This window comes from Kitasatospora phosalacinea, assembly GCF_000717185.1.
Lineage (GTDB): Bacteria > Actinomycetota > Actinomycetes > Streptomycetales > Streptomycetaceae > Kitasatospora > Kitasatospora phosalacinea_A.
In genome coordinates, this window is the sequence record NZ_JNYE01000062.1 from 59036 (window position 1) to 82106 (window position 23071).

Annotated in this window: 21 protein-coding genes and 1 pseudogene; 9 read left to right on the top strand and 13 right to left on the bottom strand. The window is 75.2% G+C overall.

All coding sequences use genetic code 11. From position 1 onward, the window contains the following. Window positions 1-72: 72 nt before the first annotated feature. Window positions 73-1389, bottom strand: coding sequence for an ABC transporter substrate-binding protein (locus tag OO57_RS24390; RefSeq protein ID WP_033254758.1), 1317 nt, complete (start codon window positions 1387-1389; stop codon window positions 73-75). 345 nt (window positions 1390-1734) lie between these two features. Here OO57_RS24390 and OO57_RS24395 point away from each other — a divergent pair, with 345 nt between their 5' ends. Further along, a complete protein-coding gene (locus OO57_RS24395) occupies window positions 1735-3054 on the top strand; it encodes a DUF3370 family protein (protein WP_158715212.1) in 1320 nt (439 codons plus the stop codon). Between the two features lie 28 nt (window positions 3055-3082). Here OO57_RS24395 and OO57_RS41435 read toward each other — a convergent pair whose 3' ends face one another. Then, entirely contained in the window at window positions 3083-3787 is a 705-nt protein-coding gene (locus OO57_RS41435; RefSeq protein ID WP_081973926.1) for a substrate-binding domain-containing protein, read from the bottom strand. Here OO57_RS41435 and OO57_RS24405 point away from each other — a divergent pair. Next, on the top strand, window positions 3728-4324 hold the full coding sequence (locus tag OO57_RS24405) for a sigma-70 family RNA polymerase sigma factor (protein ID WP_033254760.1): 597 nt from the start codon (window positions 3728-3730) through the stop codon (window positions 4322-4324). The genes OO57_RS41435 and OO57_RS24405 overlap by 60 nt on opposite strands. A 55-nt stretch (window positions 4325-4379) precedes the next feature. Here the strand turns inward: OO57_RS24405 and OO57_RS38605 are convergent, their stop codons facing one another. Beyond that, window positions 4380-7328 carry an AfsR/SARP family transcriptional regulator gene (locus tag OO57_RS38605; RefSeq protein WP_063737634.1) on the bottom strand — a complete coding sequence of 983 codons (2949 nt, stop codon included), beginning with the start codon at window positions 7326-7328 and terminating at the stop codon, window positions 4380-4382. 352 nt (window positions 7329-7680) lie between these two features. Here OO57_RS38605 and OO57_RS39780 point away from each other — a divergent pair, with 352 nt between their 5' ends. Further along, window positions 7681-8922: a serine/threonine-protein kinase gene (locus OO57_RS39780; RefSeq protein ID WP_158715214.1), complete on the top strand. Its 1242-nt coding sequence runs from the start codon at window positions 7681-7683 to the stop codon at window positions 8920-8922. A gap of 77 nt (window positions 8923-8999) precedes the next feature. Here OO57_RS39780 and OO57_RS46920 read toward each other — a convergent pair whose 3' ends face one another. The 3 genes from OO57_RS46920 to OO57_RS46925 form a co-directional block, all read right to left on the bottom strand. Continuing rightward, window positions 9000-9125 carry a hypothetical protein gene (locus tag OO57_RS46920; protein ID WP_267884982.1) on the bottom strand — a complete coding sequence of 42 codons (126 nt, stop codon included), beginning with the start codon at window positions 9123-9125 and terminating at the stop codon, window positions 9000-9002. Window positions 9126-9226: 101 nt separating this feature from the next. Continuing rightward, window positions 9227-9736, bottom strand: a complete 510-nt coding sequence (locus tag OO57_RS24420; protein ID WP_158715215.1) for a PLAT/LH2 domain-containing protein — start codon at window positions 9734-9736, stop codon at window positions 9227-9229. Window positions 9737-9925: 189 nt separating this feature from the next. Beyond that, complete coding sequence (locus tag OO57_RS46925) at window positions 9926-10990, bottom strand: thioester domain-containing protein (RefSeq protein ID WP_033254762.1); 1065 nt, start codon at window positions 10988-10990, stop codon at window positions 9926-9928. Between the two features lie 915 nt (window positions 10991-11905). On the opposite strand from OO57_RS46925, the gene OO57_RS24430 reads away from it, so the two are divergent. After that, window positions 11906-13708: an acyl-CoA dehydrogenase gene (locus OO57_RS24430; RefSeq protein WP_033254763.1), complete on the top strand. Its 1803-nt coding sequence runs from the start codon at window positions 11906-11908 to the stop codon at window positions 13706-13708. A 68-nt stretch (window positions 13709-13776) separates the two neighbouring features. Here the strand turns inward: OO57_RS24430 and OO57_RS24435 are convergent, their stop codons facing one another. Both OO57_RS24435 and OO57_RS24440 read right to left on the bottom strand, forming a co-directional pair. After that, on the bottom strand, window positions 13777-14340 hold the full coding sequence (locus OO57_RS24435; RefSeq protein WP_033254764.1) for a dihydrofolate reductase family protein: 564 nt from the start codon (window positions 14338-14340) through the stop codon (window positions 13777-13779). A 94-nt stretch (window positions 14341-14434) separates the two neighbouring features. Beyond that, complete coding sequence (locus tag OO57_RS24440) at window positions 14435-15604, bottom strand: ROK family protein (RefSeq protein ID WP_081973920.1); 1170 nt, start codon at window positions 15602-15604, stop codon at window positions 14435-14437. Window positions 15605-15657: 53 nt separating this feature from the next. On the opposite strand from OO57_RS24440, the gene OO57_RS24445 reads away from it, so the two are divergent. The 4 genes from OO57_RS24445 (at window position 15658) to OO57_RS24460 (ending at window position 19199) form a co-directional block, all read left to right on the top strand. After that, window positions 15658-16719, top strand: a complete 1062-nt coding sequence (locus tag OO57_RS24445; RefSeq protein ID WP_033254765.1) for a Gfo/Idh/MocA family oxidoreductase — start codon at window positions 15658-15660, stop codon at window positions 16717-16719. Continuing rightward, on the top strand, window positions 16716-17168 hold the full coding sequence (locus OO57_RS24450; RefSeq protein ID WP_033254766.1) for a heme-degrading domain-containing protein: 453 nt from the start codon (window positions 16716-16718) through the stop codon (window positions 17166-17168). The genes OO57_RS24445 and OO57_RS24450 overlap by 4 nt, the downstream gene beginning before the upstream one ends. A gap of 301 nt (window positions 17169-17469) precedes the next feature. Beyond that, window positions 17470-18498, top strand: a complete 1029-nt coding sequence (locus OO57_RS24455; protein ID WP_033254767.1) for a TIGR03617 family F420-dependent LLM class oxidoreductase — start codon at window positions 17470-17472, stop codon at window positions 18496-18498. Window positions 18499-18758: 260 nt separating this feature from the next. After that, window positions 18759-19199: a DoxX family protein gene (locus OO57_RS24460; RefSeq protein ID WP_033254768.1), complete on the top strand. Its 441-nt coding sequence runs from the start codon at window positions 18759-18761 to the stop codon at window positions 19197-19199. Between the two features lie 114 nt (window positions 19200-19313). Here OO57_RS24460 and OO57_RS24465 read toward each other — a convergent pair whose 3' ends face one another. The 4 genes and pseudogenes from OO57_RS24465 to OO57_RS24475 form a co-directional block, all read right to left on the bottom strand. Further along, on the bottom strand, window positions 19314-19580 hold the full coding sequence (locus OO57_RS24465; protein WP_033254769.1) for a hypothetical protein: 267 nt from the start codon (window positions 19578-19580) through the stop codon (window positions 19314-19316). Between the two features lie 68 nt (window positions 19581-19648). Continuing rightward, window positions 19649-19849: pseudogene (locus OO57_RS47420) on the bottom strand (hypothetical protein); the annotation flags it as partial. Between the two features lie 66 nt (window positions 19850-19915). Next, window positions 19916-20416, bottom strand: coding sequence for a hypothetical protein (locus tag OO57_RS44870; protein WP_051778190.1), 501 nt, complete (start codon window positions 20414-20416; stop codon window positions 19916-19918). A 106-nt stretch (window positions 20417-20522) separates the two neighbouring features. Further along, on the bottom strand, window positions 20523-21257 hold the full coding sequence (locus tag OO57_RS24475; RefSeq protein WP_051778194.1) for a phosphatase PAP2 family protein: 735 nt from the start codon (window positions 21255-21257) through the stop codon (window positions 20523-20525). A 245-nt stretch (window positions 21258-21502) separates the two neighbouring features. On the opposite strand from OO57_RS24475, the gene OO57_RS24480 reads away from it, so the two are divergent. Beyond that, entirely contained in the window at window positions 21503-22141 is a 639-nt protein-coding gene (locus OO57_RS24480; RefSeq protein WP_081973922.1) for a TetR/AcrR family transcriptional regulator, read from the top strand. 99 nt (window positions 22142-22240) lie between these two features. Here OO57_RS24480 and OO57_RS24485 read toward each other — a convergent pair whose 3' ends face one another. After that, entirely contained in the window at window positions 22241-23029 is a 789-nt protein-coding gene (locus OO57_RS24485) for a PP2C family protein-serine/threonine phosphatase (RefSeq protein ID WP_033254770.1), read from the bottom strand. Window positions 23030-23071: the final 42 nt, after the last annotated feature.

Consider the following 23071-nt stretch of genomic DNA (forward strand, 5'->3'; position numbering starts at 1 on the left):
CCTGGCCGGCCGGGTCGGCGGCGCAGGACGGCGGGGCCGGACGCCGCCGGGGGAAGGCGTCCGGCCCCGGGCTCAGCCGGCGGCGCCGGTGATCCTGTCGGCCTCCTCGACCGCCTGGTCGAGCGCCTGCTGCGGCGTCAGCTTGCCCTGGAGCGCGAGCTGGACCTTGCCGACGACGGCCGCGGTCACCCGCGAGTCGTACTGCACGGGCACCAGGTTCCGGGCCCTGGCGATCTGCTCGGCGGAGATCCGGCGGGCGGTGCCCTCGGGGGTGGTGTCGCCCTCGGCCTTGAAGTACGGGTCCTTGAGGGACTCGAGGGTGCTGGGCAGGATCGTGACGATCTTGCTGAAGGCGAGCTGGTTCTGCGCGTTCGAGAGGTACTCGGCGAAGTCCAGGGCGGTGGCCTGGTTCTTGCCGGACTTCGGGACCAGCAGGCCCATCACGGACATGTTGGTGGCGCCCGACGCGCCGGTGATCTGCGGGCCGACGCCGGTGTTCGCGGCGATGTCGGCGGCGTTCTTCTTGATCGTGGCGAGGAAGTTGGGGCCCGAGGGCAGCAGGCCGATCCGGCCGGACTGGTAGGCCTCGTTCTCCTTGCTGTGGTTCTGGGTCAGCGAGTCCTGCGGGTAGACGCCGCCCTTGTAGGCGTCGACCAGCTTCTGCAGGTAGGCGGCGGCCTCGGGGGTGTTGAAGGTCCACTTCTTGCCGGAGGCGTCCAGCAGCGGCACGCCCTGCTTGGCGAGGTCGGTGACGAACCGGTTCTCCAGCGCGGGGTGGATGCCGTAGAAGGCGCCCTGGCCGGCCGCGGAGAGCCTGGCGCCGTCGGCGAGCAGCTCGTCGAAGGTCGCCGGGGGCTTCTCCGGGTCCAGCCCGGCCTTCGCGAACAGGTCCTTGTTGTACATGGTGACCTCGGAGGTGAGGTACCACGGCAGGCCGAAGGAGCCCTGCCGGCCGGGCACCTGGAAGGCCGACCAGGCGCCGGGCACGTAGGACGCCTTGACGCCGGCCGCGGCCTGGTCCAGGTCGACGAACAGGCCCTTGGCCTCCAGCGCCTGGGCGAACTGGGGGTTCAGGTTGACCACGTCGGGCAGGTTCCCGGCCGCGGCGTCGGCGGTCAGCTTCTCCTGGGCGCCCTGGAACGGGATGTCGACCCAGTTGACCTCGGTGCCCGGGTGCTCCTTCTCGTACGCGGCGATGACGCCGTTCATGTAGTCGGTGAAGGTCGGCTTGAGCTGCAGCGTCTCCAGCGTGATGGTGCCGCCGACCTTGCCGGACGGCGCGCCGCCCTGGTCGGTCGACGAGCCGCCGGACCCCAGACCGCAGGCGCTCGTGGCGAGGGCGACGGTGATGACGGCGGCGGCCAGGCGGATGCCTCTGCTGCTGGGCATGACTCTCCTACTACGGCGGGGGAGGGCGAAGGAGGCCGGATCGTTCCGGAAGTGGTACGGACCACTTGACGAGAAAGTTGGCAGCTGGTCCCCCTGCACGTCAACCCCCGGCGGGATCCGATTCGCTTTTCTCGGCCGAGAATCCATCCAAACCACCCCATTCCGCTGCGGGATCGCCGATCTGCACGCCCAATTCGGTCCTAGCCACTTATGGCCTGCCGCCGCTTCTGGTATCTACCTCTATGGCTCCGGCGGGCCGCTCGGCGACCGCCCCGGAGACCGTCACGTGACCGCCCCCGCACCTCCGCGCCCCGGGCGGCCCCCCACTCTCACGAGGAGAAACACGTGAACCACCACCCCGCTCCCTCCCGGCGGACCGTCCTCGGCCTGGCCCCCGCGCTCCTCGCGGGCGCTGCGGTCCCGCTCGCGGCCGCCCCGGCCCACGCCAGAACTGGTAGTGACCACTTGGAGGCCGCCCGCAAGGGCTGCGGCTGCGCCACGGCGTCGACCGCCTCCGTCGACGCCGGCTCCTGGACGGTCGGCACCCCCTCCGCCCCCGGCCCCACCGTCCCGCGCGACCAGCTCTTCCCCCTGCCCGGCGGCCCGACCGGAGCCGAGATGTTCGTCTCCAACAACCCGGAGACCTTCACCGGCCCCGGCTGGCTCGCCCAGTGCGCCCGCACCACCGCCAACCGCGGCGGCTCCGCCCACCCGCTCTCGGGCACCTTCCCGGTGTACCTGTACCACCAGAACAGCACCGGCGGCACGGCCTACCTGCACGTCCTGGTGTCCAACCCGAACAACGCCGCGGTCACCGTCCAGGCGTCCGGCGCGATCTGGACCAACGCCGACAAGCCGCTGGTCCAGGACCCGGCCCAGCGCGCCGGCACCGGCCCCTGCTACGCCACCTCCTACGACTGGGCGGCCGGCACCACCCGGACGTACCTGGCCGCCACGGCCGTCCAGCCGCGCACCGTGGTGGAGGTGGCCAAGGTCCCGATGACCTCCTCGATCGTCGACGGCCTGCTGGAGGTGACCGCCTCGGGCGGCGTGTACGTGTACACCGCGGTCACCACCGACGGCAGCACCGCCACCGCGGTCAACTACACCCAGAACGACGCGCAGGCCGCCCCCGGCAACATCGTCTCCCAGACCGCGACCACCTACGGCCGCGAGGCGGGCGTCTACGCCGCCTCCCGCTGGGAGAGCGGCACCTTCGACGTCACGGTCCCCGCCGCCGGCTCCTACCTGGGCCTGGCCCTCAACACGACGCAGCGCCAGGTCGCCGCGCTGGACCAGACCGTGGCCGCCACGGCCGCCCTCGCCGACTCCTCGCAGCGCAGCTGGGGCAACTACGGCATGCGCTACGCCGTCCGCGCCCGGCTGACCAACCCCTCGGCGCAGAGCCGCACCGCCGTGCTCACCTTCGGCTCCAACGTCACCGCCGCCACCGACGTGCCGGGCGACACCTGGAACGGCGCCGCCTCCGTCCGGGTCGACGGCGGACCGGCCCGGATCGCCACCCTCTACGTGCGGCCCACCGTCCCCCGCTGCGAGATCGGCCGCTACGTCCTGGCGCCCGGCGCCAGCACCCTGGTGGAGCTGGAGTTCGAGGTCCCCGGCCTGATCACCGCCGGCTCGCAGCTGCTCTTCGAGAGCGTCTGAGCCGCCCTCCCCCGCCGGCCGCCGTGCTTCAGGTGCCGGCGGGCCGGTCGGGGCGGTGGCCCGGCCGTTCCCCGGAGCGGCGTTCGACGAGGCGGGTGAGCAGGACGACCTTGCGCGGGGCGGAGCGGTCGCCGGCTATCCGGGCGAACAGGAGGTTGGCCGCGGTGCTGCCGACCGCCACCGGGTCCTGGCTGACGACGGTCAGGGGCGGGTCGAGCCGTTTGGCGAGCGGCAGGTCGTCGAAGCCGACGATGGCCATCGGGAGGGGGTGCCCGGCGGCCCGCGGGTGGTCCTGGCCGTCCGGGTCGTCCATCGCGTCCAGGACCCCCTGGGTGATCAGGTCGTTGCTGGTGAACAGGGCGGTCGGCGGGTCGGGCAGGGCCCGCAGGTCGGCGAGGGCGAGCCGGCTCCGGGACGGCCAACGGCAACCGGATCCAGCTCCGGGACTGCAACGGGACCGCCGCCCAGAAGTGGAACCTGCCGGTCTCCGCGTAGCGGGGTCCGCCCCGGTGGTGCCGCCCGCCCGCCCGGCCCGGGCGGGCGGCAGACGCCGAGGAGCCGCGACAAGAAGACGACAAGGTTCGGCCAAGGGGCCCCCACGAGTGTGGAGCCGTTCGACCGCGCGGGCGGGAGAGCAGGTCACAGCACACTCGAACAGGAACGGGCACCACCCATGAATGGGATCATCGAAGCGGGGACCCCCTTCGCGCCGTCCCGGGCGCACACCCGGCACGTCCCCTCGGACACCGACACCGACCCCGGCACCGACTGCGACGACTTGGTGCGGGACGTCTACGACCGGTACGGGCCGCTGCTCGTCCGGTACGCCACGCGACTGCTCGACGGCGACTGGCACAAGGCGGAGGACATCATCCAGGAGACCGCGGTCCGCGCCTGGAAGCACGGCCGGTCCCTGGGCGACCGCGGCGAACACGTCCGGCCCTGGCTGTACGCCGTGACGAGGAACCTCGTCATCGACCACCACCGGGCCCGGCGGACGCGGCCCCTGGAACTCGTCCCGGTCGAGGACCTGGACGCGTCCTGGGACAGCACGGAATCCACGCTCACCACCCATGCGGTGCTGGGGGCCCTGCGGGAACTGAACGAGCAGCAGCGGACCGTCATCCGCCTCATGTACTACCTGGAGTGCAGCGTGGCCCAGGCCGCCGAGTACCTCGACGTCCCGCCCGGCACGGTGAAGAGCCGCGCCTTCTACGCCGTGCGGGCGCTGCGCAAGGCGTTGGAGAAGCAGGGCGTCCTCGCGGGCTAGCCGGCCCCGGCGCGGCGGCGGAACCCGTCCGCCTCGCAACGGGCCGGGCCGGTGCTCACCGCCGGGGCGAGGAGGCCAGGGCGGCGAGCCGCGCCCGTACGGATGCGAGTCCTTCGAACGCGTCCTCGGTCGACCCGCCGCCGTGCCCGAGCGCCCGGGTCCAGGCCTCCCGGGCTTCCTCCCGGTCGCCCATGGCCAGGTGGAGGTCGCCGATGCGGCTGAGCGACCTGATGGCGTGCTTGCGGTCGCACGTCTCCTCGAACACTTCCAGCGCCCGGCGGTGGGAGTCCAGGGCCTCCCGGTGCCGGCCGAGGGCCTGGTAGGCGCGGCCCAGGCTGTCCCGGCACATCGCCTCCCGCCACGGCGCGTTCAGGCCCTGGAACGCGGCGACGGCCTGGTGGCCGTAGGCGATGCCCTGCTCGGGCCGCCCCAGGAGCGTGTGGTGGGTGGCGACCGCGTTCAACGGGTCGGACGTCCACCGGGGGTCCCCCGTCGCCCGGGCCAGTGCGAGTGACCGCTCCGCCCGGGCGAGGGCTTCCTCGTGGCGGCCGAACAGGCCCAGGACGTACGAGGCGGCGTACTGGGTGCGGACCTGCTCGACGAGGGCCTCGGGGCCGTCGGGGGAGTCGAAGAGGGCGGCCGAGTCCTCCAGCCGGCTCATGGCCTCCTCCTGGTGGCCCGTCTGGCCGTGCATGACGCCGATCATGCGGAGGCACCGCCCCTGCTCGAAGCGGTCGCGCTCGCGGCGGGCCGCGTCCAGGGCGTGCGAGAGCACGGCGACGGCCTCGGACCAGCGTTCGTGGCGGTTCAGGTGCTCCTTCAGCACCCGGGCCAGGCCGATGACCTGGCGGTCGAGGCCCTGGGCGACGGCGGTCTGGAACAGCCGGGTCAGCAGCTGCTGTTCGGCGGTGAACCAGCGGGCCACCTGCTCGCAGTCCCCGAACCGTTCGGGGACGGTGCCGGGGCTGGGCGGGCCGGGCGCGACGGGTTTCGGCTCGTGGTTCAGCAGGAGGTTGCCGGCGTGGCCGGTGGAGGAGTAGTGGTCCAGCACGCGGAGGGTGGCGGCGTCGCGTTCGGCGCGGCTGTCCTGCTCGTGGGTGAGTTCGGTGGCGTAGTCGCGGAGCAGGTCGTGCAGGGTGAAGCGGCCGGGCACCGGTTGTTCGACGAGCCGGACCCGGGTGAGTTCGGTGAGCAGGTGGCGGGCCCGGGGCAGCGGGAGCGCGGTGAGGCTGGCGACGGCCGGAGCGGTGGCGTCGGGCCCGGGGTGGAGGGCGAGGAGCCGGAAGAGGCGGGCGGCGGGCTCGTCGAGGGCCCGGTAGGAGCAGGAGAAGACGGTGCGCGGATCGGTGCCGGCGTCGAAGGTGGTGAGGGCGTCGAGGCGGTTGTCGGCCGCCCGCAGGTCGTCGGCGAAGGCGCTCAGCGGGAACGTCGGGTCGAGGGCGCCGCGGGCCGCGACGACGGCCAGGGCCAGCGGCAGGTGCCCGGACAACCGGATGATGTTGGCGGTGGCCTCCGGTTCGGCGTCGAGGCGTTCGCGTCCGAGGCACCGGGCCAGCATCTCGCGGGCCTCCGTGTCCGAGGGCGGCTCGAGGGTGAGGGAGCGCGCGCCGCTGCCGGCGACGAGCCCGGTGAGTCGGTTGCGGCTGGTGACCAGCACCAGGCAGCCGGGGCTGCTCGGTAGCAGCGGCCGGACCTGCTCCTCGTCGCGGGCGTTGTCCAGGACGACGACGATGCGCCGTCCGCTCGACGTGCTGCGGAACAGGGCGGCGCGGGCGGCGGTGTCCTCCGGGACGCGCTCGGCGGGGACGCCGAGCGCGGTGAGGAAGCCGTGCAGGACGTGGCCGGGGTCCACCGCGGGCAGGCGGGGGTGGAAGCCGCACAGGTTAACGAACAGCTGGCCGTCGGGGAAGAGCGGGGCGACCTGGTGGGCGTGGTGGACCGCGAAGGTGGTCTTGCCCACTCCGGCGGCGCCGCCGATGACCACCACCCTGGTGGTGCCCGGGCCCGGGCGGTCCGGCGCGTCCTCCGCGGCCGAGAGCCAGGCCGACTCGGCCACCCGGCCGGCGAAGACCGCCAGGTCGGGAGGGAGCTGGGCCGGGCGCGGCGGCTCCGGGGCACCGCTCCGCGGCGCCGGCGCCGCCGCGGTCACGGGCCGGTCGGGGCTCCCCGCCTCCGGCCCGTGGGAGCGCTCCCGTCGGACGGGCGCGTCCGGAGGCGCCGGGGTGAGGGGCGTCGTCGTCCCGGCGCCCGGTGCCCACGGCACCGGGGTGAGGGGCGGCAGGTCGTGGTGGAGGATGCCGTGGTGGAGGGCGCGCAGTTCGAGGCCGGGGTCGAGGCCGAGTTCGTCGGCGAGGTGCCTGCGCAGGCCTTCGTAGCGCAGCAGTGCTTCGGGGTGGCGGCCCGAGAGGTACAGGGCCCGCAGCAGCAGGGCCCAGCCGGTCTCGCGCAGCGGGTGCTCGGCGGTCAGCTGCTCCGCGACGGACAGCGCGCGCGGGACCTGGCCGTCCCACAGCAGTGCGGCGGCGTGCAGTTCGGCGGCGCTCTGCCGGAGGCCGTCCAGGCGGGCGATCTCCGGTGCGGCGAACGGCTGTTCGGCGGCGTCGGCCAGTGCGGCACCGCGCCACATGCCCAGGGCCTGTTCGACGGTCGCCAGCCCCTCCCGGACCCGGCCGGCCGCCACGTCCCACCGGGCGCGCGCGACCGTCTCCGTGAAGCGCACCGTGTCCCGGCCCTGGGGCGGTACCCGTAGGACGTACCCGCCGGGTTCGGTCACCAGGGTCTCGAAGCGTCCGGTCCCGCGCCGTTCCGGCTCCAGCGCCGCGCGCAGCTTGCTGACGTGGGCGTGCAGCGAGGGCATCGCCGCAGCCGGGGGCCGCCCCTGCCACAGGTCCTCGCACAGTGTCTCCGGAGCCACCGCGCGGTTGTCCGCGAGCAGCAGCCGGATCAGCAGGAGCCGTTGCCCGCGCCGCCCGGGGTCCACCACCGCGCCTTCGCGACGCACCACCAACGGTCCCAGAACCGCTACCTGCACCCCTTGCTCCGCATGCCTTCCGTGGTCGACGGTACGTCCGGTTCAGCCGCGCCCGGACGTGCGCACGGTATACGGGACGGCCGCGCCCGAGCGGGCCGGTCTCTTCATGCGGACAGCCCGCGCAGGAGGCGTCCGTCTGTCCCGCCCTGCGGTCAGCGGGTCGTCGCGGGCCAGCCCCGGCCGTGGGCGGGGGCCGGGCGGGCGCCGCGGCCGGATCGCCCGCTCCCCGGGCGGACCGGGCATCGCGCCACCCATCGGGGGTACGCGCCAGCGGACCGCGGCCCGTCTGCACGACGGGGCCGGCCGTCCGGCAACAGGGAGCGGCGTGAACGTGACAGTGGAGAGCATCGACGACACGGACCTGTTCGCCGACCGGTACCGGGTCGAAGGAACCCTGGGGCGAGGGGGCGCCGCCGAGGTGCTGCGCGCCGTCGACCTGCGCCTGGGCCGGGAGGTCGCGCTGAAGGTCCTGCGCCGCAGCGCTCCCGAGGAGTTCGCCCGCCGGTTCACCGCCGAGGCGCGGACCCTGGCCCGGCTCCGCCACCACGGCGTGGTCGAGGTCTACGACCACGGCAGCGTCGACGACCGCCCCTACCTCGTCCTGGAACTCGTGGACGGGACGACCCTGGCCGACACGCTGCGCGCATCACCGCTGCCCGCCTCCGCCACCCTCCGGCTCGGCCGGGAACTCGCCCGCACCCTCGCCTTCGTCCACGACCACGGCGTCGTCCACCGCGACATCAAACCGTCCAACGTCCTGATCGACAGCGCGGGAACCCCCCGCCTCACGGACTTCGGCATCGCGCGCCGCCCCTCGGACGAGTACACCGAGGACGCCGACGCGACCCGGACGGGCTTCGTCGTCGGCACCCCCGCCTACCTGGCCCCGGAGCAGATCCGCGGTCAGGGCGCCCGCCCGCCCGCCGACGTCTACGCCCTGGGCCTGCTGCTGATCGAGTGCCTCACCGGACGGCGCGCCTACCCCGGCGGGCCCATGGAAGCGGCGGTGGCCCGCCTGCTGCACTCCCCCTCCGTCCCCCCGGGCACGCCCGCACGGCTCGCCCGGGCCCTGCGCGCCATGACCCGGACGGACCCCGGGGCGCGCCCGTCCGCCGCGGCCTGCGCGGACCTGCTCGACCCGCGGACGCTGCCGCTGCCGCTGCCGTTGCCGACCTTCGGGTACGAATCACCCGCGCGCCGGAGCGCCACCCGGCGCAAGCGCGTCGCCCTGTCCGCGGCAACGGCCGCCCTGCTGCTCGCCACCGGCGCCGGAAGCATGGCGTTCAGCGCCAAGGGCCCCGCACGACAGCCCGCGGTCGCCCCCGTCCCCTCCCCCACCGCCGCGCCCTCCACCGCACCGGCGCAGGCGCCGACGGCGAGCACCGGCAGCGGGGGCACGCCGGCCGGATCGGCCCCACGGGACGGGACGCCGTCCGGCCCCGCCCCGCAGGACGCGGCACGGCCCGGACCCGGCCCGCGGACCGACCCGCCGGAAGCACCCCGCACCGACGGCGACAAGCAGGGGAAGGAGGGCGGGAAACCGCCCCGCAAGGGGCCGAAGCGGTGACCGGGCGCCCCCACCGCGCCCGGGGTGCACCGGCGCGGACCGCGGCTCCCTCCCGAAGGAGGTTCGCCCCGGCCCGGCTACGGGCGGGGGGCAAGGCCCTCGATGACGATGCCGACCGCGTCGGCGATGCCGAACAGGGACGGGAGTGCGTCGTCCGGGCCGCGCAGGCGGAGGTCGGGGCCCGGTCCCACCTGCACTTCCACGACTGCTTCGTGGCGGGGTGCGACGGGTCGGTGCTCCTGGACGGCGACACCGCGCAGGGCGCGGGCGGCCTCCCCCGGTGGCCCGGGGGAGGCGCCGGAGCTCAGCCGTAGAGCTCGCCCTCGATCACCTGCCAGTCGGGGCTGTACTCGTGGTGCCAGTAGCGGGTGTAGCCGTTGCCGCGCTCGACCCGCTCGGCGTCCTCGGTGATCCAGTGGGTGCCGTTGGTGGGCTGCATGTTCACGACGTACTTCTTGCCGCTCGGGGAGCGCAGGATGACGCTCTTGACGCACCAGTCGTCGCTACCGCCCTTCCACAGCTGGAAGGAGGCGGGCTCGCCGAAGCCCGCCGGGACGGGCAGGCCGTAGGTGTCGCTGTCCCCGGCCTCGAAGTCGTTGTAGTACGGCTTGTCGAACTCCTGCCAGGAGGACTGCGCCCCGGTGGTGGAGGTGATCCGGCCCTGGACACTGTCGTCGGTGCCGGCGTAGCCCTGGTTGCAGGTGGCGACGGACACGGCGAAGGCCGGTGAACGGGTCGCGGCCCCGACGGGCTGCGGTGCGGCGAGCAGCAGCGGCAGTACCAGCGTCGGCACCACCAGAGAACGCCTGAACACGATGTGACTCCTCGTTGATCGACAGAACCCCCGCGCACCGATTCCTAGCGCACCCGCACGGGCCCGGCGCACGCTCCACGACAGGGTGGTTCGTGCACTCACCCACGGGGAGCAGCCACCGCGGCCGCTCCCCCCGACCGAGGGCCCGAGCAGCGGCGGCCGGGGCGGCACGCTGCTCGGGCCCCTGGGTCAGCGCTGGCGCCGGGCGAGCAGCAGGGCGGCGGTCCCGGCCGTGAGCAGTGCGAAGGCGAGGGTGGCGGGCAGCCAGGGGATGTGGGTGCCGGTGTCGGGAAGGACGTGGTCGTGGTCGTGGTCGTGGGTGGGGCGGGGGCTGGGCGGTGTCGGCGTGGGCGTGGGCGTCGGGGACGGCGTGGGCGTGGGGGACGGAGAGGGAGACGGGGACGGGGCGGTGACGGTGACGTCGAGTTGGGCCCGGGTGGTGACGGTGGCGGCCTGGGCGAGGATGAGGCGCTGGGCGTCGGGCGGCTCGGGGGCGTCGGGGTTGGCGGGGGCGTAGACGAAGGCCCGGCCGATCGGGTTGCGGGCGACGCCGGTGGCGTGGATCCGGGCGGTTCCGGCCGCGGTGGGGCGCAGCCAGAACGGGGTGCCGACGGCCACGGTGGCACCGTCGGCGATCGGCTGGGTGCCGGCGGAGTCGGCGAACAGTTCGCCGCCGGTGGTGGTGAGCGCGGCTTCGGTGGCGTCGCCCTGGAGGGTGTAGGGGCCCGCGAGTTGGCCGGTGGTCGCGCTGTCCGGTCCCTGGACGGTGAGGTCGGCGGCGGGTTCGGCCTGCGGGCCCTGGGCGATGACGCGGTTGACGATGGCCGAGGTCAGGGCGAAGCGGGGGTCGCCGGTGGCGAGCACGAAGCGGTCGGTGAAGAACCAGATGGCGGCCTGGACGGCGGCGGCGCGCTGGTTGTCGCTGGTCGCGGCGGCGGGTTCGGCGGTCGACGGGTAGTACTGGGCGAGGATGCGCATCACGTGGCCGAGGTGGGGGACGCCGGTGAGGGACCAGGTGCCAGGGTCGTAGGGGAGGCCGGTCTCGGTCGAGGTGTTGAGGTCGATGCAGTACAGCTCCAGTCGGCCGCCGGTGGTGCTGGTGCCGTAGATGACCCCGCCGAAGCCGGTGTCCACCGGCGTGTAGCCGTTGGTGCTGTAGCCGGGCGCCGGGTACCCGGCGAGCACGTCGAGCGAGGCGGGGCCCTCGAAGCCGCCGTAGTTCTGGCCGGGGCCGGTGGCGGCGTCGATCACCATCGCGACCCCGGAGCCCGAGACGGGGGCACCTGGCCCGCCGGGTGGTGTCCAGCGGGCGGACGCCGCCCCGGGGAAGAGACACAGCGCCAGCAACGCTGTGATCAGGAGTACGGCAGAGCGAGTCACACGTGTGTACACGGAGCACCATTCCGGACGTTGGACAACAGCCGCCCCAACGTAGGCCGGTCCGGCGCCGCGACCGTCCCGCGCCGCTCCGCTCGGGGCGAATCCACCCGGCTGGAGCAGGCGTGCGGCGGCCGTTCGCCTGGTCGGCATCAACTCTCCTCGCAGACCGGAGCCTTGACCCGGGCGCGTCGGCTCCGGCGCGAGTGCGCGCGGGTGGTGCGCGGCGGCACCGGCGCCCGGGCAGGCCGGGCCCTTCCGCCGTGAACCGCCGGACGCCGAACGGGACGTCCTGCCGAAGCTCCTGCCGGACCCTGGCCCAGGGACGCACCACCGGGCGGCGCTGGACGGCGCGTTCCCCCCGGATGCTCGCGGCGGCCGCCCCGAGACCGTGTCCGCGCGCACGGTCCCCGGCGGCGGTACGGGTCCGCCCGGGCCGCGTGGGCCCCGCACCGGGGTGGCGCCGGGGCGGTGCGGGCGCGTGCGCCACCTGCCGGGCCCCTCGGTGTCCCCGGCGGGCCGCTGGTGCGCCCGCTCCGGCGGGAGCAGAGGAGCCGTACCCACCGTGGTCCGACGACCGCCGAACCGCCCGATCCAGGACCAGCAGCGCGGTGTCGTCGCCCTCCTCGGCGGCGCGCCGGGGGATCAGGCCGTTGCGCGGCAGGGACGCGGTGGTGCGGTCGCGCCGGGCTGCCGCAGGGAGTGCCGCGGCCTTGACTCGCGGGAGGGGCGAATTTAGGTTACTCGCGAGTCGGCAACCCGGCGCCGAGCTGCCCGATTGGACGCCCCACCTTGGACTCCCTGCTGCTGTCCCGCCGTGACCTGGACTTCCTGCTCCACGACTGGCTGGACGTCACCGCGCTGACGGCGCGCGAGCGCTACGCCGAGCACGACCGGGAGACCGTCGACGCGGTGCTCGACCTCAGTGCGGAGATCGCCGCCCGGCACTTCGCCCCGCACAACAAGAAGAACGACGCCCGGGAACCGACGTTCGACGGCGAGCGGGTGCACGTCATCCCGGAGGTCGGGCGGGCGCTGCGGGTGTTCGCCGACTCGGGGCTGGCCGGTGCGGCGATGGGCCGGGCGGTGGGCGGGCAGCAGTTGCCGCAGGTGGTGGCCAACGCCTGCATGGCCTGGTTCCAGGCCGCGAACGTCGGCACCGCGGCGTACCCGTTCCTGACCGTGGCCAACGCCAACCTGCTGCTGGCGCACGGCAGTGCGGAGCAGGTCGACACGTACGTGCGGCCCATGGTGGAGGGCCGGTTCTTCGGCACCATGTGCCTCTCGGAGCCGCAGGCGGGCTCCTCGCTGGCCGACATCACCACCCGCGCGGTACCGCAGCCGGACGGCACCCACCGGATTACCGGCACCAAGATGTGGATCTCCGCCGGTGACCACGAGCTGAGCGAGAACATCGTCCACCTGGTGCTCGCGAAGATCCCCGGCGGGCCCGCGGGCGTGAAGGGGATCTCGCTCTTCGTCGTTCCCAAGTACCTGGTGGCGCCGGACGGTTCGCTCGGCGAGCGCAACGACGTGGTGCCGGCGGGCCTCAACCACAAGATGGGGTACCGGGGGACGGCCAACACGGTGCTCAACTTCGGCGAGGGGCGGCACACCCCCGGGGGCGCGCCGGGCGCGGTCGGCTTCCTGGTGGGCGAGCCGCACCAGGGCCTGGCGTACATGTTCCACATGATGAACGAGGCCCGGATCGGCGTCGGCCTGGGCGCCGCCGCGCTCGGCTACACCGGCTACCTGCACGCCCTGGACTACGCCCGCACCCGCACCCAGGGCCGCCCGCCCACCGGCAAGGACCCGGCCGCGGCGCAGGTGCCGATCATCGAGCACGCCGACGTCAAGCGGATGCTGCTGGCGCAGAAGAGCTACGTCGAGGGCGGCCTCGCGCTGGGCCTGTACTGCAGCCGCCTGCTGGACGAGGAGCGCACCGCCGAGGACGCGGACGGGCGGGCCCGGGCCCGGCTGCTGCTGGACGTGCTGACCCCGATCGCCAAGAGCTGGCCCGCGCAGTGGTGCCTGGCCGCCAACGACCTGGCCATCCAGGTCCACGGCGGCTACGGCTACACCCGCGAGTACGACGTCGAGCAGTTCTACCGCGACAACCGGCTCAACCCCATCCACGAGGGCACCCACGGCATCCAGGGCCTCGACCTGCTCGGCCGCAAGGTCGTCATGGGCAGTGGCGCGGGCCTGCGGCTGCTGCTGGAGACCATCGGCGCCACCGTCCGCCGCGCCACCGCCCTCGGCGGCGAAGCCGCCGCGCTGGCCGCCCGGTTGGCCGCGGCCGCCGACCGGGTCGGGGACACCACGGCCGCGCTGTGGGCGGGCGGCGACCCGGACACCGCGCTGGCCAACGCCTCCGTCTACCTGGAGGCGGTCGGGCACGTGGTGCTGGCCTGGATCTGGCTGGAGCAGTTCCTCGCCCTCCCCGACGACCGGGGCGGGGACGGCTTCCACGAGGGCAAGCGCCAGGCCGTCCGCTACTTCTTCCGCGTCGAACTCCCCCGCACCGGGCCGCAGTTCGACCTGCTGACCGCCCTGGACCGCACGGCCGCCGACACCCGCCCCGACTGGTTCTGACCACCTGCACCGCACCGTACCGGTCGGCACGGGACCGGCCAGCGCCGTACCGGTCAGCGCCGTACCGGTCAGCGCAGGACGCGGTAGCGGTGGTGGACGACGCGGGGGCCGAGCGGGCGGGTCTCGACGAGTTCGAGGTCGACGCGGCGGTCGCGGCGGGGGAAGAAGGGGGTGCCGCCGCCGAGCAGCACGGGGTAGACCCGCAGCCGGTACTCGTCGATCAGGTCGGCGGCGGCCGCCTCGGCGGCGAGGGTGGCGCCGCCGATCGCGATGTCGCCCCCGCCCGGTTCGGCGCGCAGGCGTTCGATCTCCTGGGCGAGGCTGCCGGAGGCCAGGCGGGCGTTGCCCTCGACCGTCGACAGGGTGGTGGAGAAGACCACCTTGGGGAGCGCCCGCCAGAGCGCGGCGAACTCGCCGGTCGGGAAGGCGAGCGAGGGGTTCTGGTCGACGCCCTCCCAGTAGAGCATCGTCTCGTACAGCCGCCGCCCCATCAGGTGGACGCCCGCCCCCCGCACCTCGTCGGTGGCGAGGCGGAAGGTCTCCTCGTCGGGGAACCCCCAGTCCAGGCCGCCGTCCGGTCCGGTGACGTAGCCGTCGGTCGAGACGCTCATCGAATAGGTGACGCTGCGCATCGGTTCCTCCGTAGGGTGTCGGCTCCGACGGTACCGCCGGGGTGGCGCCGAGGAGGGGACCGGACGGCGGGACGGCAGGAACGGCGGGGCGCGGTCAGCCGAAGAGGCGGGACAGGGCGAGGGCGGCCGCGCCCTGGGGGACGGCGAGGGCGGTGGCGCGGGTGAGGGTGACGTGCTGCCAGTGCGGGTCGGGGAGGCGGGCGGCGAGGGCGGTGCGGATGGCGGCCTCGTAGGGTTCGGGGTCGCCGAGCAGGGTGGCGCCGCCGAGGACGACCTCTTCGACGTCGAGGAGGCGGACCAGGTTGGCGACGCCGAGGGCGAGGGCGGCGGCGGCCCGGTCGGTGCGGCCGGTGCGCAGGGCGGCGAGGCAGAGGGCTTCGAGGCAGCCGCGGGCGCCGCAGGCGCAGGGCGGGCCGTCCGGGTCGAGGCACTGGTGGCCGAACTCGCCCGCGTTGGTGCGGGCGCCGCGCTGGACCCGTCCGCCGAGGACGAGACCGGCGCCGACGCCGTCGCCGAGGTAGACGAAGGCGCGGTGGTCGGGGCCGGGGCGGCTGAGGACGCCCGCGGTGGTGTTCTTCTCGACCAGGACCGGGAGCCCGGTGCGGTCCTGGACGGCTTCGCGCAGGTGGAGGCCGTGCCAGCGGGGCATGCCGGTGACCTGGTGGAGGATGCCGTCGCGGGTGTCGAGCGGACCGGGGCAGGCCAGGCCGAGGCCGAGGACGCGGCCCCCGCCGGTGTCCGCGGTGAGTTCGCGGACCATGGCGGCCAGGCGGTCCAGGATCGGGCCTGGCTCGCCGTCCGGGTCGATCGGCGTGCGGGCCCGGACGACGACGGCGCCGGTCAGGTCGGTGCGGAGCAGGTGGAGCTCGCGGCGGCCGATCTCCGCACCGAGGGCGGAGCGGGCGTCCGGGACGAGCCGGAGCAGGGTGCGGGGCTTGCCGCTGCGGCCCGCGACGTGGCTGCGGCCCGCCTCGGTGAGCAGGCCGTCGGCGAGCAGGCGGGCGGTGATCTTGCTGATGGCCTGGGCGGTGAGGCCGGTGCGGACGGCCAGTTCGACCCGGCTGGTGCCGTCCCCGGCGGCGCGGACGGCGCGCAGCACGGCGGCGTCGTTGCGGTCGCGGAGCAGGGCGAGGTTGAGGGCGCCGGGCGCGGAGGACTGGCTGGGGGCGTCGGGCGAGGGGGCGGGGGCTGGAGCTGGAGCTGAGGTTCCGGGCGGGGCTGGGGTTCCGGGCGGGGCGGGCGGGGCGGGCGGGTCGGTGGTCACCTGTCGATTATGGGAGCTTGCCGGTTAGTCCACACTGTTGTTTAACTTGGCGCATGGACTCCTCGCCCCTCAACGTGGGACTCGTCGGCTACGGCCTCGCCGGTGCCGTCTTCCACGCGCCCCTGATCAGCACCACCCCGGGCCTGCGCCTGGCGGCCGTGGTGACCGCCGACCCGGAGCGCCGGGCCCGGGCGGCCCGCGAGCACCCGCGGGCCGCCCTGTTCGCGGACGCCGACGCGCTGCTGGCCGCCGCGCCCGAGCTGGGCCTGGACCTGCTGGTGGTCGCCTCCCCCAACCGCACCCACGTCCCGCTGGCCACCGCCGCGCTGGAGGCCGGGCTGCCGGTCGTGGTCGACAAGCCGCTCGCCGCCACCGCCGCCGAGGGCGAACGGCTGGTCGCCCTGGCCCGGGAGCGGGGACTGCTGCTCAGCGTCTTCCAGAACCGGCGCTGGGACGGCGACTTCCGCACCGTCCGGCAGCTGCTCGACTCGGGCCGGCTCGGCCGGGTCAACCGGTTCGAGTCCCGCTTCGAGCGCTGGCGGCCCGAACTCACCGGCGCCTGGCGGGAGTCGGGCGAACCGGCCGCGGCCGGCGGCCTGCTCTACGACCTCGGCGCGCACCTGGTCGACCAGGCACTGGTCCTGTTCGGCCCGGCCGAGCGGGTCTACGCCGAACTGGACGCGCGCCGCACCGGCGCCGCCACCGACGACGACAGCTTCGTCGCCCTCACCCACGCCGACGGCACCCGCTCGCACCTGTGGATGAGCGCGACCGCGGGCGACCTCGGCCCGCGCTTCCGCGTCCTGGGCTCGCGCGGCGCGTACGTCGTCCACGGCCTGGACGGCCAGGAGGACGCGCTGCGCGCGGGCCGCACCCCCGCCGACCCGGGCTGGGGCGTCCTCCCGCCCGAGCAGTGGGGCTCGCTGCGGGCCGGGGACGCCGCCGAGGCGGTGCCGACCCTGCCCGGCGGCTACCAGGAGTACTACGCGGGCCTGGCCGAGGCGCTGCACGGCCGCGGACCCGCCCCGGTCGACGCGGGCGACGCCGTCGCGGTGCTGCGCGTGCTGGAGGCGGCGCAGCGCTCCTCCCGCACCGGCGAGGTGGTGGCGCCGTGAGCCTGGGCATCCCCGAACTGGAGCGCCAGCACCGGGAGTTGCAGCTCCCCGCGGCCGGTCTGGCGGAGACCTGGCGGCTCGGCTCGCTGATCGTCGCCACCGCCCTGGAACGGAGCCTCCCGGTCGCGGTCGACATCCGCCGCGGCGAGCAGCTCGCCTTCCACGCCGCACTGCCCGGCACCAGCGCCGACAACGACGACTGGATCCGCCGCAAGGCGGCCGTGGTCCGCCGCTTCGGCGAGGCCTCCTACCTGGTGGGCGAGCGCCACCGGGCCAAGGGCCGCACCTTCGACCTCGACCCCGCACGGTACGCCGCGCACGGCGGCTCCTTCCCACTACTGGTGCGGGGCACCGGCATGGTGGGGACGGTCACCGTCTCCGGCCTGCCGCAACTGGAGGACCACCTGCTGGTCACCGAGTGCCTGGCCCGGTACCTGGCGGAGCAGTAGGGCAGCAGGACGGCACCGCGGCAAGGGAGCACGGCACGTCGACCGGAGCCGGGCCCGATCGGGCAAGCACACCGGCGGCCCGGCTCACGACAGCCGCCCGGGCGGCCCGAAGACAGCTAGGCACCCGCGCCCGACGCACCGCGGCAAGGGAGCACGGCACGCGGGCCGGGGACGGGCCCGATCGGGCAAGTGCGCCGGTGGCCGGGCCGACGACGGCGGGCCGGGGGCGGCTGCGCGGCCGCTTCGGGCCCCGCGGGCGCGTAGCATCGGGCGGTCGCCGCCGCCCCGAGGAGGAACCGTGATGCGCCTCGACCTCTCCGCTGCCGCCCTGCCCGCCGTCTCGCCCGGACTGGCCCGGCTGGCCGAGGAGTCCGGGGCCGATCGGATCAGCCTGGCGGAGACCTCGCACGACCCGTTCCTGCAACTGGCCCGGGCCGCCGACCGGACCTCCCGGATCGAGCTGGCCACGGGCGTGGCGGTGGCGTTCGCCCGGACGCCGATGGTGCTGGCGTACCAGGCCTGGGGGTTGCACGAGAGTTCCGGCGGGCGGGCCGCGATCGGGCTGGGCACCCAGGTCAAGCCGCACGTGGTGCGCCGCTTCGGCATGCCGTGGGACCGGCCGGCCGCGCGGATGCGGGAGTACGTGGCGGCGGTGCGGGCGATCTGGCACAGCTGGCAGAGCGGTGAACGGCTGGCGTTCCGCGGCGAGTTCTACCGGCACACCCTGATGACGCCGGTGTTCGCGCCCGACCCGCTGCCGTACGGGCCGCCGCCGCTGCTGCTGGCCGGGGTCGGGCCGCTGATGACGGCCGCGGCGGGAGCGGTCGCCGACGGGTTCCTGGCCCACCCGTTCTGCACGCCCCGGCACCTCGCCGAGCAGGTGCTGCCCGGCGTCCGCGCGGCCCGGGCCCGGGCGGAGGCCGACCGGGAGCCGTGGACGGCCCGCCCGTTCGAGGTGGTCGCCAACGTGCTGGTGGCCACCGGGCGGGACGAGGAGGAGTACCGCACCAGCCTGCGCCTGGTCCGGGAGCGGATCGCCTTCTACGCCTCCACGCCCGCCTACCGCCCGGTCCTGGAGACCCACGGCTGGGGCGACCTCCAGGAGGAGCTGCACCGGCTCTCCACCCGCGGCCGCTGGCAGGAGATGGGCGAGGCCCTGGACGACACCGTCCTGTCCGCCTTCGCCGTCACCGGCCCGCCCGCCGAGGCCGCCCGCGAACTGCACCGCCGCTACGGCGCGCTGGCCGACCGCCTCTGCCTCTCCGGCCCGGACGGCACCGACCCCGCCGCCCTGCTGCGCGTCCTGGCGGAGGCCCGCGCGCTCGGCTGACCCGCACGCTCGGCTGACCCGCGGGACGTGGCGTGGGGACCTCGGGGTGGGGGCCTCGGCGTGGGGGACGGCGTGGGGGCCTTCGCGGCCTCAAACGGCGGCGGTGATTCTCAGAGGATTCTCAGAGGATCAAGAGCTTGGCCCGCCCCCTGATGCTGCGTCAGAATTGTCGGAGTTCGCTCAACCAGGCGATATACCCCCCTGGCGCAGACAGCTCCCGCACCTGCCGAGAACCCGTCCCCACACCAGGAGTGCCCGTCATGCTCGAAGACCTCTCGCGATTCGCCGACCGGGCCAGACCGACCGTGCTCGGTCTGGCCCGGATAGTCGTGTCGCTGCTGTTCGCCTGCCACGGCGCGGCGACCCTGTTCAACGTCCTGGGCGGTGCCCACGGGAAGGCGCCGTCGGTCGGCGAGTGGCCCGGCTGGTGGGCCGCGCTGATCCAGCTGGTGGGCGGGGTGCTGGTGCTGGTCGGGGTCGCCACCCGGCCCGCGGCGCTGCTGTGCTCGGGCTCGATGGCGTACGCGTACTTCAGCGTGCACCAGGAGCACGCGCTGTGGCCGATCCAGAACGGCGGCGAGTCGGCCGCGATGTTCTGCTGGGCGTTCCTGCTGATCGCGGCCGTCGGTCCGGGCGGCCTCGCGCTGGGCAGCCTGCTGCGCCGGCCGTCGGAGCGGGCGGCGCAGCCCGCGGTGGCCTGACCGCGGCGGCCCGGCTGCGTGGCGGGGCCGGTACCCCGATCCGGCCCCGCCACGCGGCCTGATCCGCCCGAGCGGTGCCGCCGTGGATGCCACGGCGGCACCGCTCGTCCGTTCCTACGGGGCACGGCCGCCGGGGCCGTCGTCCTCGGCGGGGGCGTCCGGGAGGATGGCCAGGGCCGGGGTGTCGTAGCCCAGGAGTTGCAGGCGTTCGGCGACGGCACGGGCGGAGCGCCCGGTGGTCCGGGCGGCGGCGAGGACGTGGGCGACGGTGACGGCTTCGGCCCGGTCGAGCCACGGGGACGTGCCGTCGAGGCGGCGGCTGAGCAGGACCAGGTCGCCGTCCTCGGCCCCGAAGTCCGCCGACCGGGCCTGGCCGGACACCCGGCAGCCCAGCTCGGCCAGGCGCGCGGCGACGGTGGCGGCGGCGGGCGGACGGTCGGCCGGTCAGCCGCGGCCGCGGCGGCCAGCAGGTGGCCCAGCGGCACCGGTTCGGCCGCGTCGAGCCACGGGGCCTCGCCGGGGGCCTCGCCGTCGAGGCTGCGGCTGAGCAGGGGCCGGTCGCCGTCCTCCGCCCGCGGGTCGGGCCACTGCGCGCGGTCGGAGGGTGCCGCGCTGTCAGCCGACCCGGGGAATTCCTGACGATCAGTCAGTTCGCCGCTCCGCCAGCGGGTTTGCCCTGCCTCAGAGGGAGCGAGCGGGGACGGCCGGTACGGCGGTCAGCAGCCGGGGGCGGCCGGTACGGCGGTGGTCAGGGCGCGGGCGGCGGCCCGCAGGTCGGCCGTCCAGGTCCGCAGGTCGCTCGGCAGGGTGTAGTCGAGGCAGCAGCTACACTGCGGCATCAGCTCGACGAACGCCCGTTCCGCCGCGGTACCGGTCTCCGTCTCCCACCACTCCTCCTGGGTCAGCTCCGCGAGGTCGACCGGCCCGTCGACGAGGCGCACCGCCAGCCTGCGCAGGGCGTGGCGCCGGGCCGTGGCCGGGTCGGGCAGGGGGAGGCCGCACTCGGCGAGCGCCTGCGCGAAGGCGTCGTGGACGTCGTCGCTCGCCGCGTTGCGCGGCAGCCCGGCGAGTTCGCGCAGGGCCGGGGTGTCCGGCCCGGCGGCGAGCGCCTCGGCGGCGATCATCGGGAGGTCCTCCGGGCGGATCGCGCCCTCCCGGTAGCGGCACGCGGCCTCGCCGAGGGTGGCGAGGCCGCGCTGCACGGGGGTCGTGGGCACCGGCTCCGGTGCCGTCATGGCGCGTTCACGGCGTTCACGGCGCTCACGGCACTCTCGGCGCTCACGGCGCTCACGGCGCTCACGGCGCTCACGGGATTCATGGCGCTCATGGTGCCAGGGCCACCTCCGGGTCGGGTGCCCGGGCCGGGGCGGGGCCGGGCCGCCGGGCCGTCGGGGGGCGGTTCGGGGCGCGGATGAAGGTGAAGGCGACCAGGAACATCAGGGTGGCCACGATCGAGTCCAGCCAGTAGTGGTTGGCCGTGCCCACTATGACCGTCAGGGTGACGAGCGGGTGCAGCAGCCACAGCCAGCGCAGGCGCGAGCGGGTGGCGGCGATCAGGCCGACGGCCACCATCAGCGCCCAGCCGAAGTGCAGCGAGGGCATCGCGGCGAACTGGTTGGAGAGGTGGTCGGTGTTCGGCGGGCCGTAGACCGAGGGCCCGTAGAGCCGTCCGGTGTCCTGCAGTCCGGTGGCGGCGAGCATCCGCGGCGGAGCCAGCGGGAAGGTGAACGGCAGCACCAGCGCGACCGAGGTGACGGCCGCCAGCACCCGGCGCGCCCACAGGTAGTGGGCGGGGCGGCGGAGGTAGAGCCAGACCAGGAACAGCGCGGTCGCGGGGAAGTGGACGGTGGCGTAGTAGGTGTTGGCCAGCTGGACCACCGCGTGGTCGTGCAGCAGCAGCGACTGCACGGCGCCCTCGCCCGGGAGGTGGACGGCGCGCTCCAGGTTCCAGACCCGGTCGGCGTTGTGGAAGGCGGCGTCGGTGTGGCCGATGGCCATCCGGCGGCCGAACTTGTAGACGAAGAACAGCCCCAGGACGAGCAGGAGCTCCCGCAGCAGCGGGGGCCGGGCCCCGTCCCCGGTGCGGGCCCCGAACCCGGCGACGGCGCGAGCCGCGGCGCGAGCCGCGGCGCGGGCTCCGGTACGGGCTCCGGTACGGGCTTGCAACCCTCCCCCCTTACCGGCGGGCCGTGCACGACCCGCGCCTGCGAGTGCCGATACGCTGACGTATCGATACGGGCGCGTATCGGTACGTTTCGGTAGTGTACATACGCCTGCCACTGCACCGACACCATGGGGAAGGCATGACGCACCACCCCACCCCCGCCCCGGGCCCGGCCACCGCCCCTGACCTGGCCCCGGCCACCGCCCCGGCCCGCTCGAAGATCAGTTCCGAGCGCGAGCGGGAGTTCTTCGCGGCCGTGCTCGACGAGGTCCGCACCCACGGCTACGAGGCCGTCACCATGGAGGGCGTCGCCGCCCGCACCCGGTGCGGCAAGTCCACCCTCTACCGACGCTGGCGGACCAAGGCCCGGTTCGTCGCGGCCGCCCTGCGCGCCGACCGGCAGCCGCGCTGCGCGGGCATCGACACCGGTTCGCTGGCCGGCGACCTGCGCCTGGTCGCCGCCGCGGCCGGGGCGTGGTCCGACCAGGACACCCCGCTGCTACAGGCCCTCGGCTACGCCGTGATGACCGACAACGACCTCCGGGACGCCGTCCGGGAGACCGTGGTCGCCCCCGAGGTCGCGGCCCTGGAGGCCGTGCTGCGGCGCGGGGTGGAGCGGGGCGAGGTGCCGGACGGCCATCCGGCCCTGGAGTTCGTCCCGAGCATGATCTTCGGCGTGACGCGGATCCGGCCGCTGGTCTCCGGACGCCCCGCCGACGCGGACTACCTGACCCGGTACGTGGAGGCCGTCGTCCTGCCCGCCCTCGGCCTGGCCTGACCGCCTCCCCCCTTCCCCCTCCCCCTCCGCCTCCCCCAGGTGCCGAGCTGCGAGCGCAGCGGCCCTGGTCGGAGCGGCGCACGGTGAGGTGGCGCAGGGTCAGTCCTCGATCCGGACCAGCGCGAGGGTGACGTTGTCCGGGGCACCGGCCCGGATCGCGGCGCGCCACAGGTCGACCAGGGCCCGCTGGTCGTCGCCCTGCGCGTCGCCGTCGGCCTCGGCCTCCGCCTCGGTGAGCAGGGCGGCGAGCTCGTCCGGGGCGACCGGGTCGGTGAGGCCGTCGGTGCACAGCAGGTAGCGGGCGCCCGGTGCGACGGGCAGCCGGACGAGGTGGGGGTCGAGGTCCTCGGGGGCGGTGGGGCCACCGAGGGTGCGGGTGACCAGGTGGCTGGTGCGGCGGCCGGGTGCGGGGGGCGGGCTGTCGTCGGTGCTGACCTGGCGCAGGCCGAGGCCGTCGCCGCGGTCGGGGGTGATCTCGAAGACCTGGCTGTCGCCGACGTTGAAGACCAGGACCTGCTCGGCCCCGAAGACCGCCCCGGCCACCGTGGTGGCCATGCCCGCCAGCGCGGGGTCGGCGTCGGCGGCCTCGTGCAGCGCGGCGTGGCAGGCCCGCAGCTCCTCGGTGACGTCCTGCTCGGTGTGCAGCTGCGGCCCGACGGCGGCCAGGTGGCGGACGGTCAGCGCGGAGGCGACGTCCCCGGCGGGGTGGCCGCCGAGCCCGTCCGCGACGGCGACCACCACCGGGGCCCCGCCGAGCGGGAAGACCAGCGACTGCGGGCTGTCGGTGGACAGCGCGCTCAACGTCCACGGGCCCAGGACGAGGCTGTCCTCGTTGTGGTCCCTGACCACCCCGTCATGGCTGAGCGCGCTGACGACGACGTACGGCACTCCACGGCCCCTTCACCGACCCCCGACCACATCCTGTCGCAG

Coding starts and splice junctions, on each gene's coding strand:
- OO57_RS24460 (WP_033254768.1), top strand. CDS start 18,759: ATGCTCGAAGACCTCTCGCGATTCGCCGACCGGGCCAGACCGACCGTG.
- OO57_RS46925 (WP_033254762.1), bottom strand. CDS start 10,990: ATGGTGATCGACGCCGCCACCGGCCCCGGCCAGAACTACGGCGGCTTC.
- OO57_RS24405 (WP_033254760.1), top strand. CDS start 3,728: ATGAATGGGATCATCGAAGCGGGGACCCCCTTCGCGCCGTCCCGGGCG.
- OO57_RS24455 (WP_033254767.1), top strand. CDS start 17,470: ATGCGCCTCGACCTCTCCGCTGCCGCCCTGCCCGCCGTCTCGCCCGGA.
- OO57_RS24390 (WP_033254758.1), bottom strand. CDS start 1,389: ATGCCCAGCAGCAGAGGCATCCGCCTGGCCGCCGCCGTCATCACCGTC.
- OO57_RS24435 (WP_033254764.1), bottom strand. CDS start 14,340: ATGCGCAGCGTCACCTATTCGATGAGCGTCTCGACCGACGGCTACGTC.
- OO57_RS24480 (WP_081973922.1), top strand. CDS start 21,503: ATGACGCACCACCCCACCCCCGCCCCGGGCCCGGCCACCGCCCCTGAC.
- OO57_RS24445 (WP_033254765.1), top strand. CDS start 15,658: ATGGACTCCTCGCCCCTCAACGTGGGACTCGTCGGCTACGGCCTCGCC.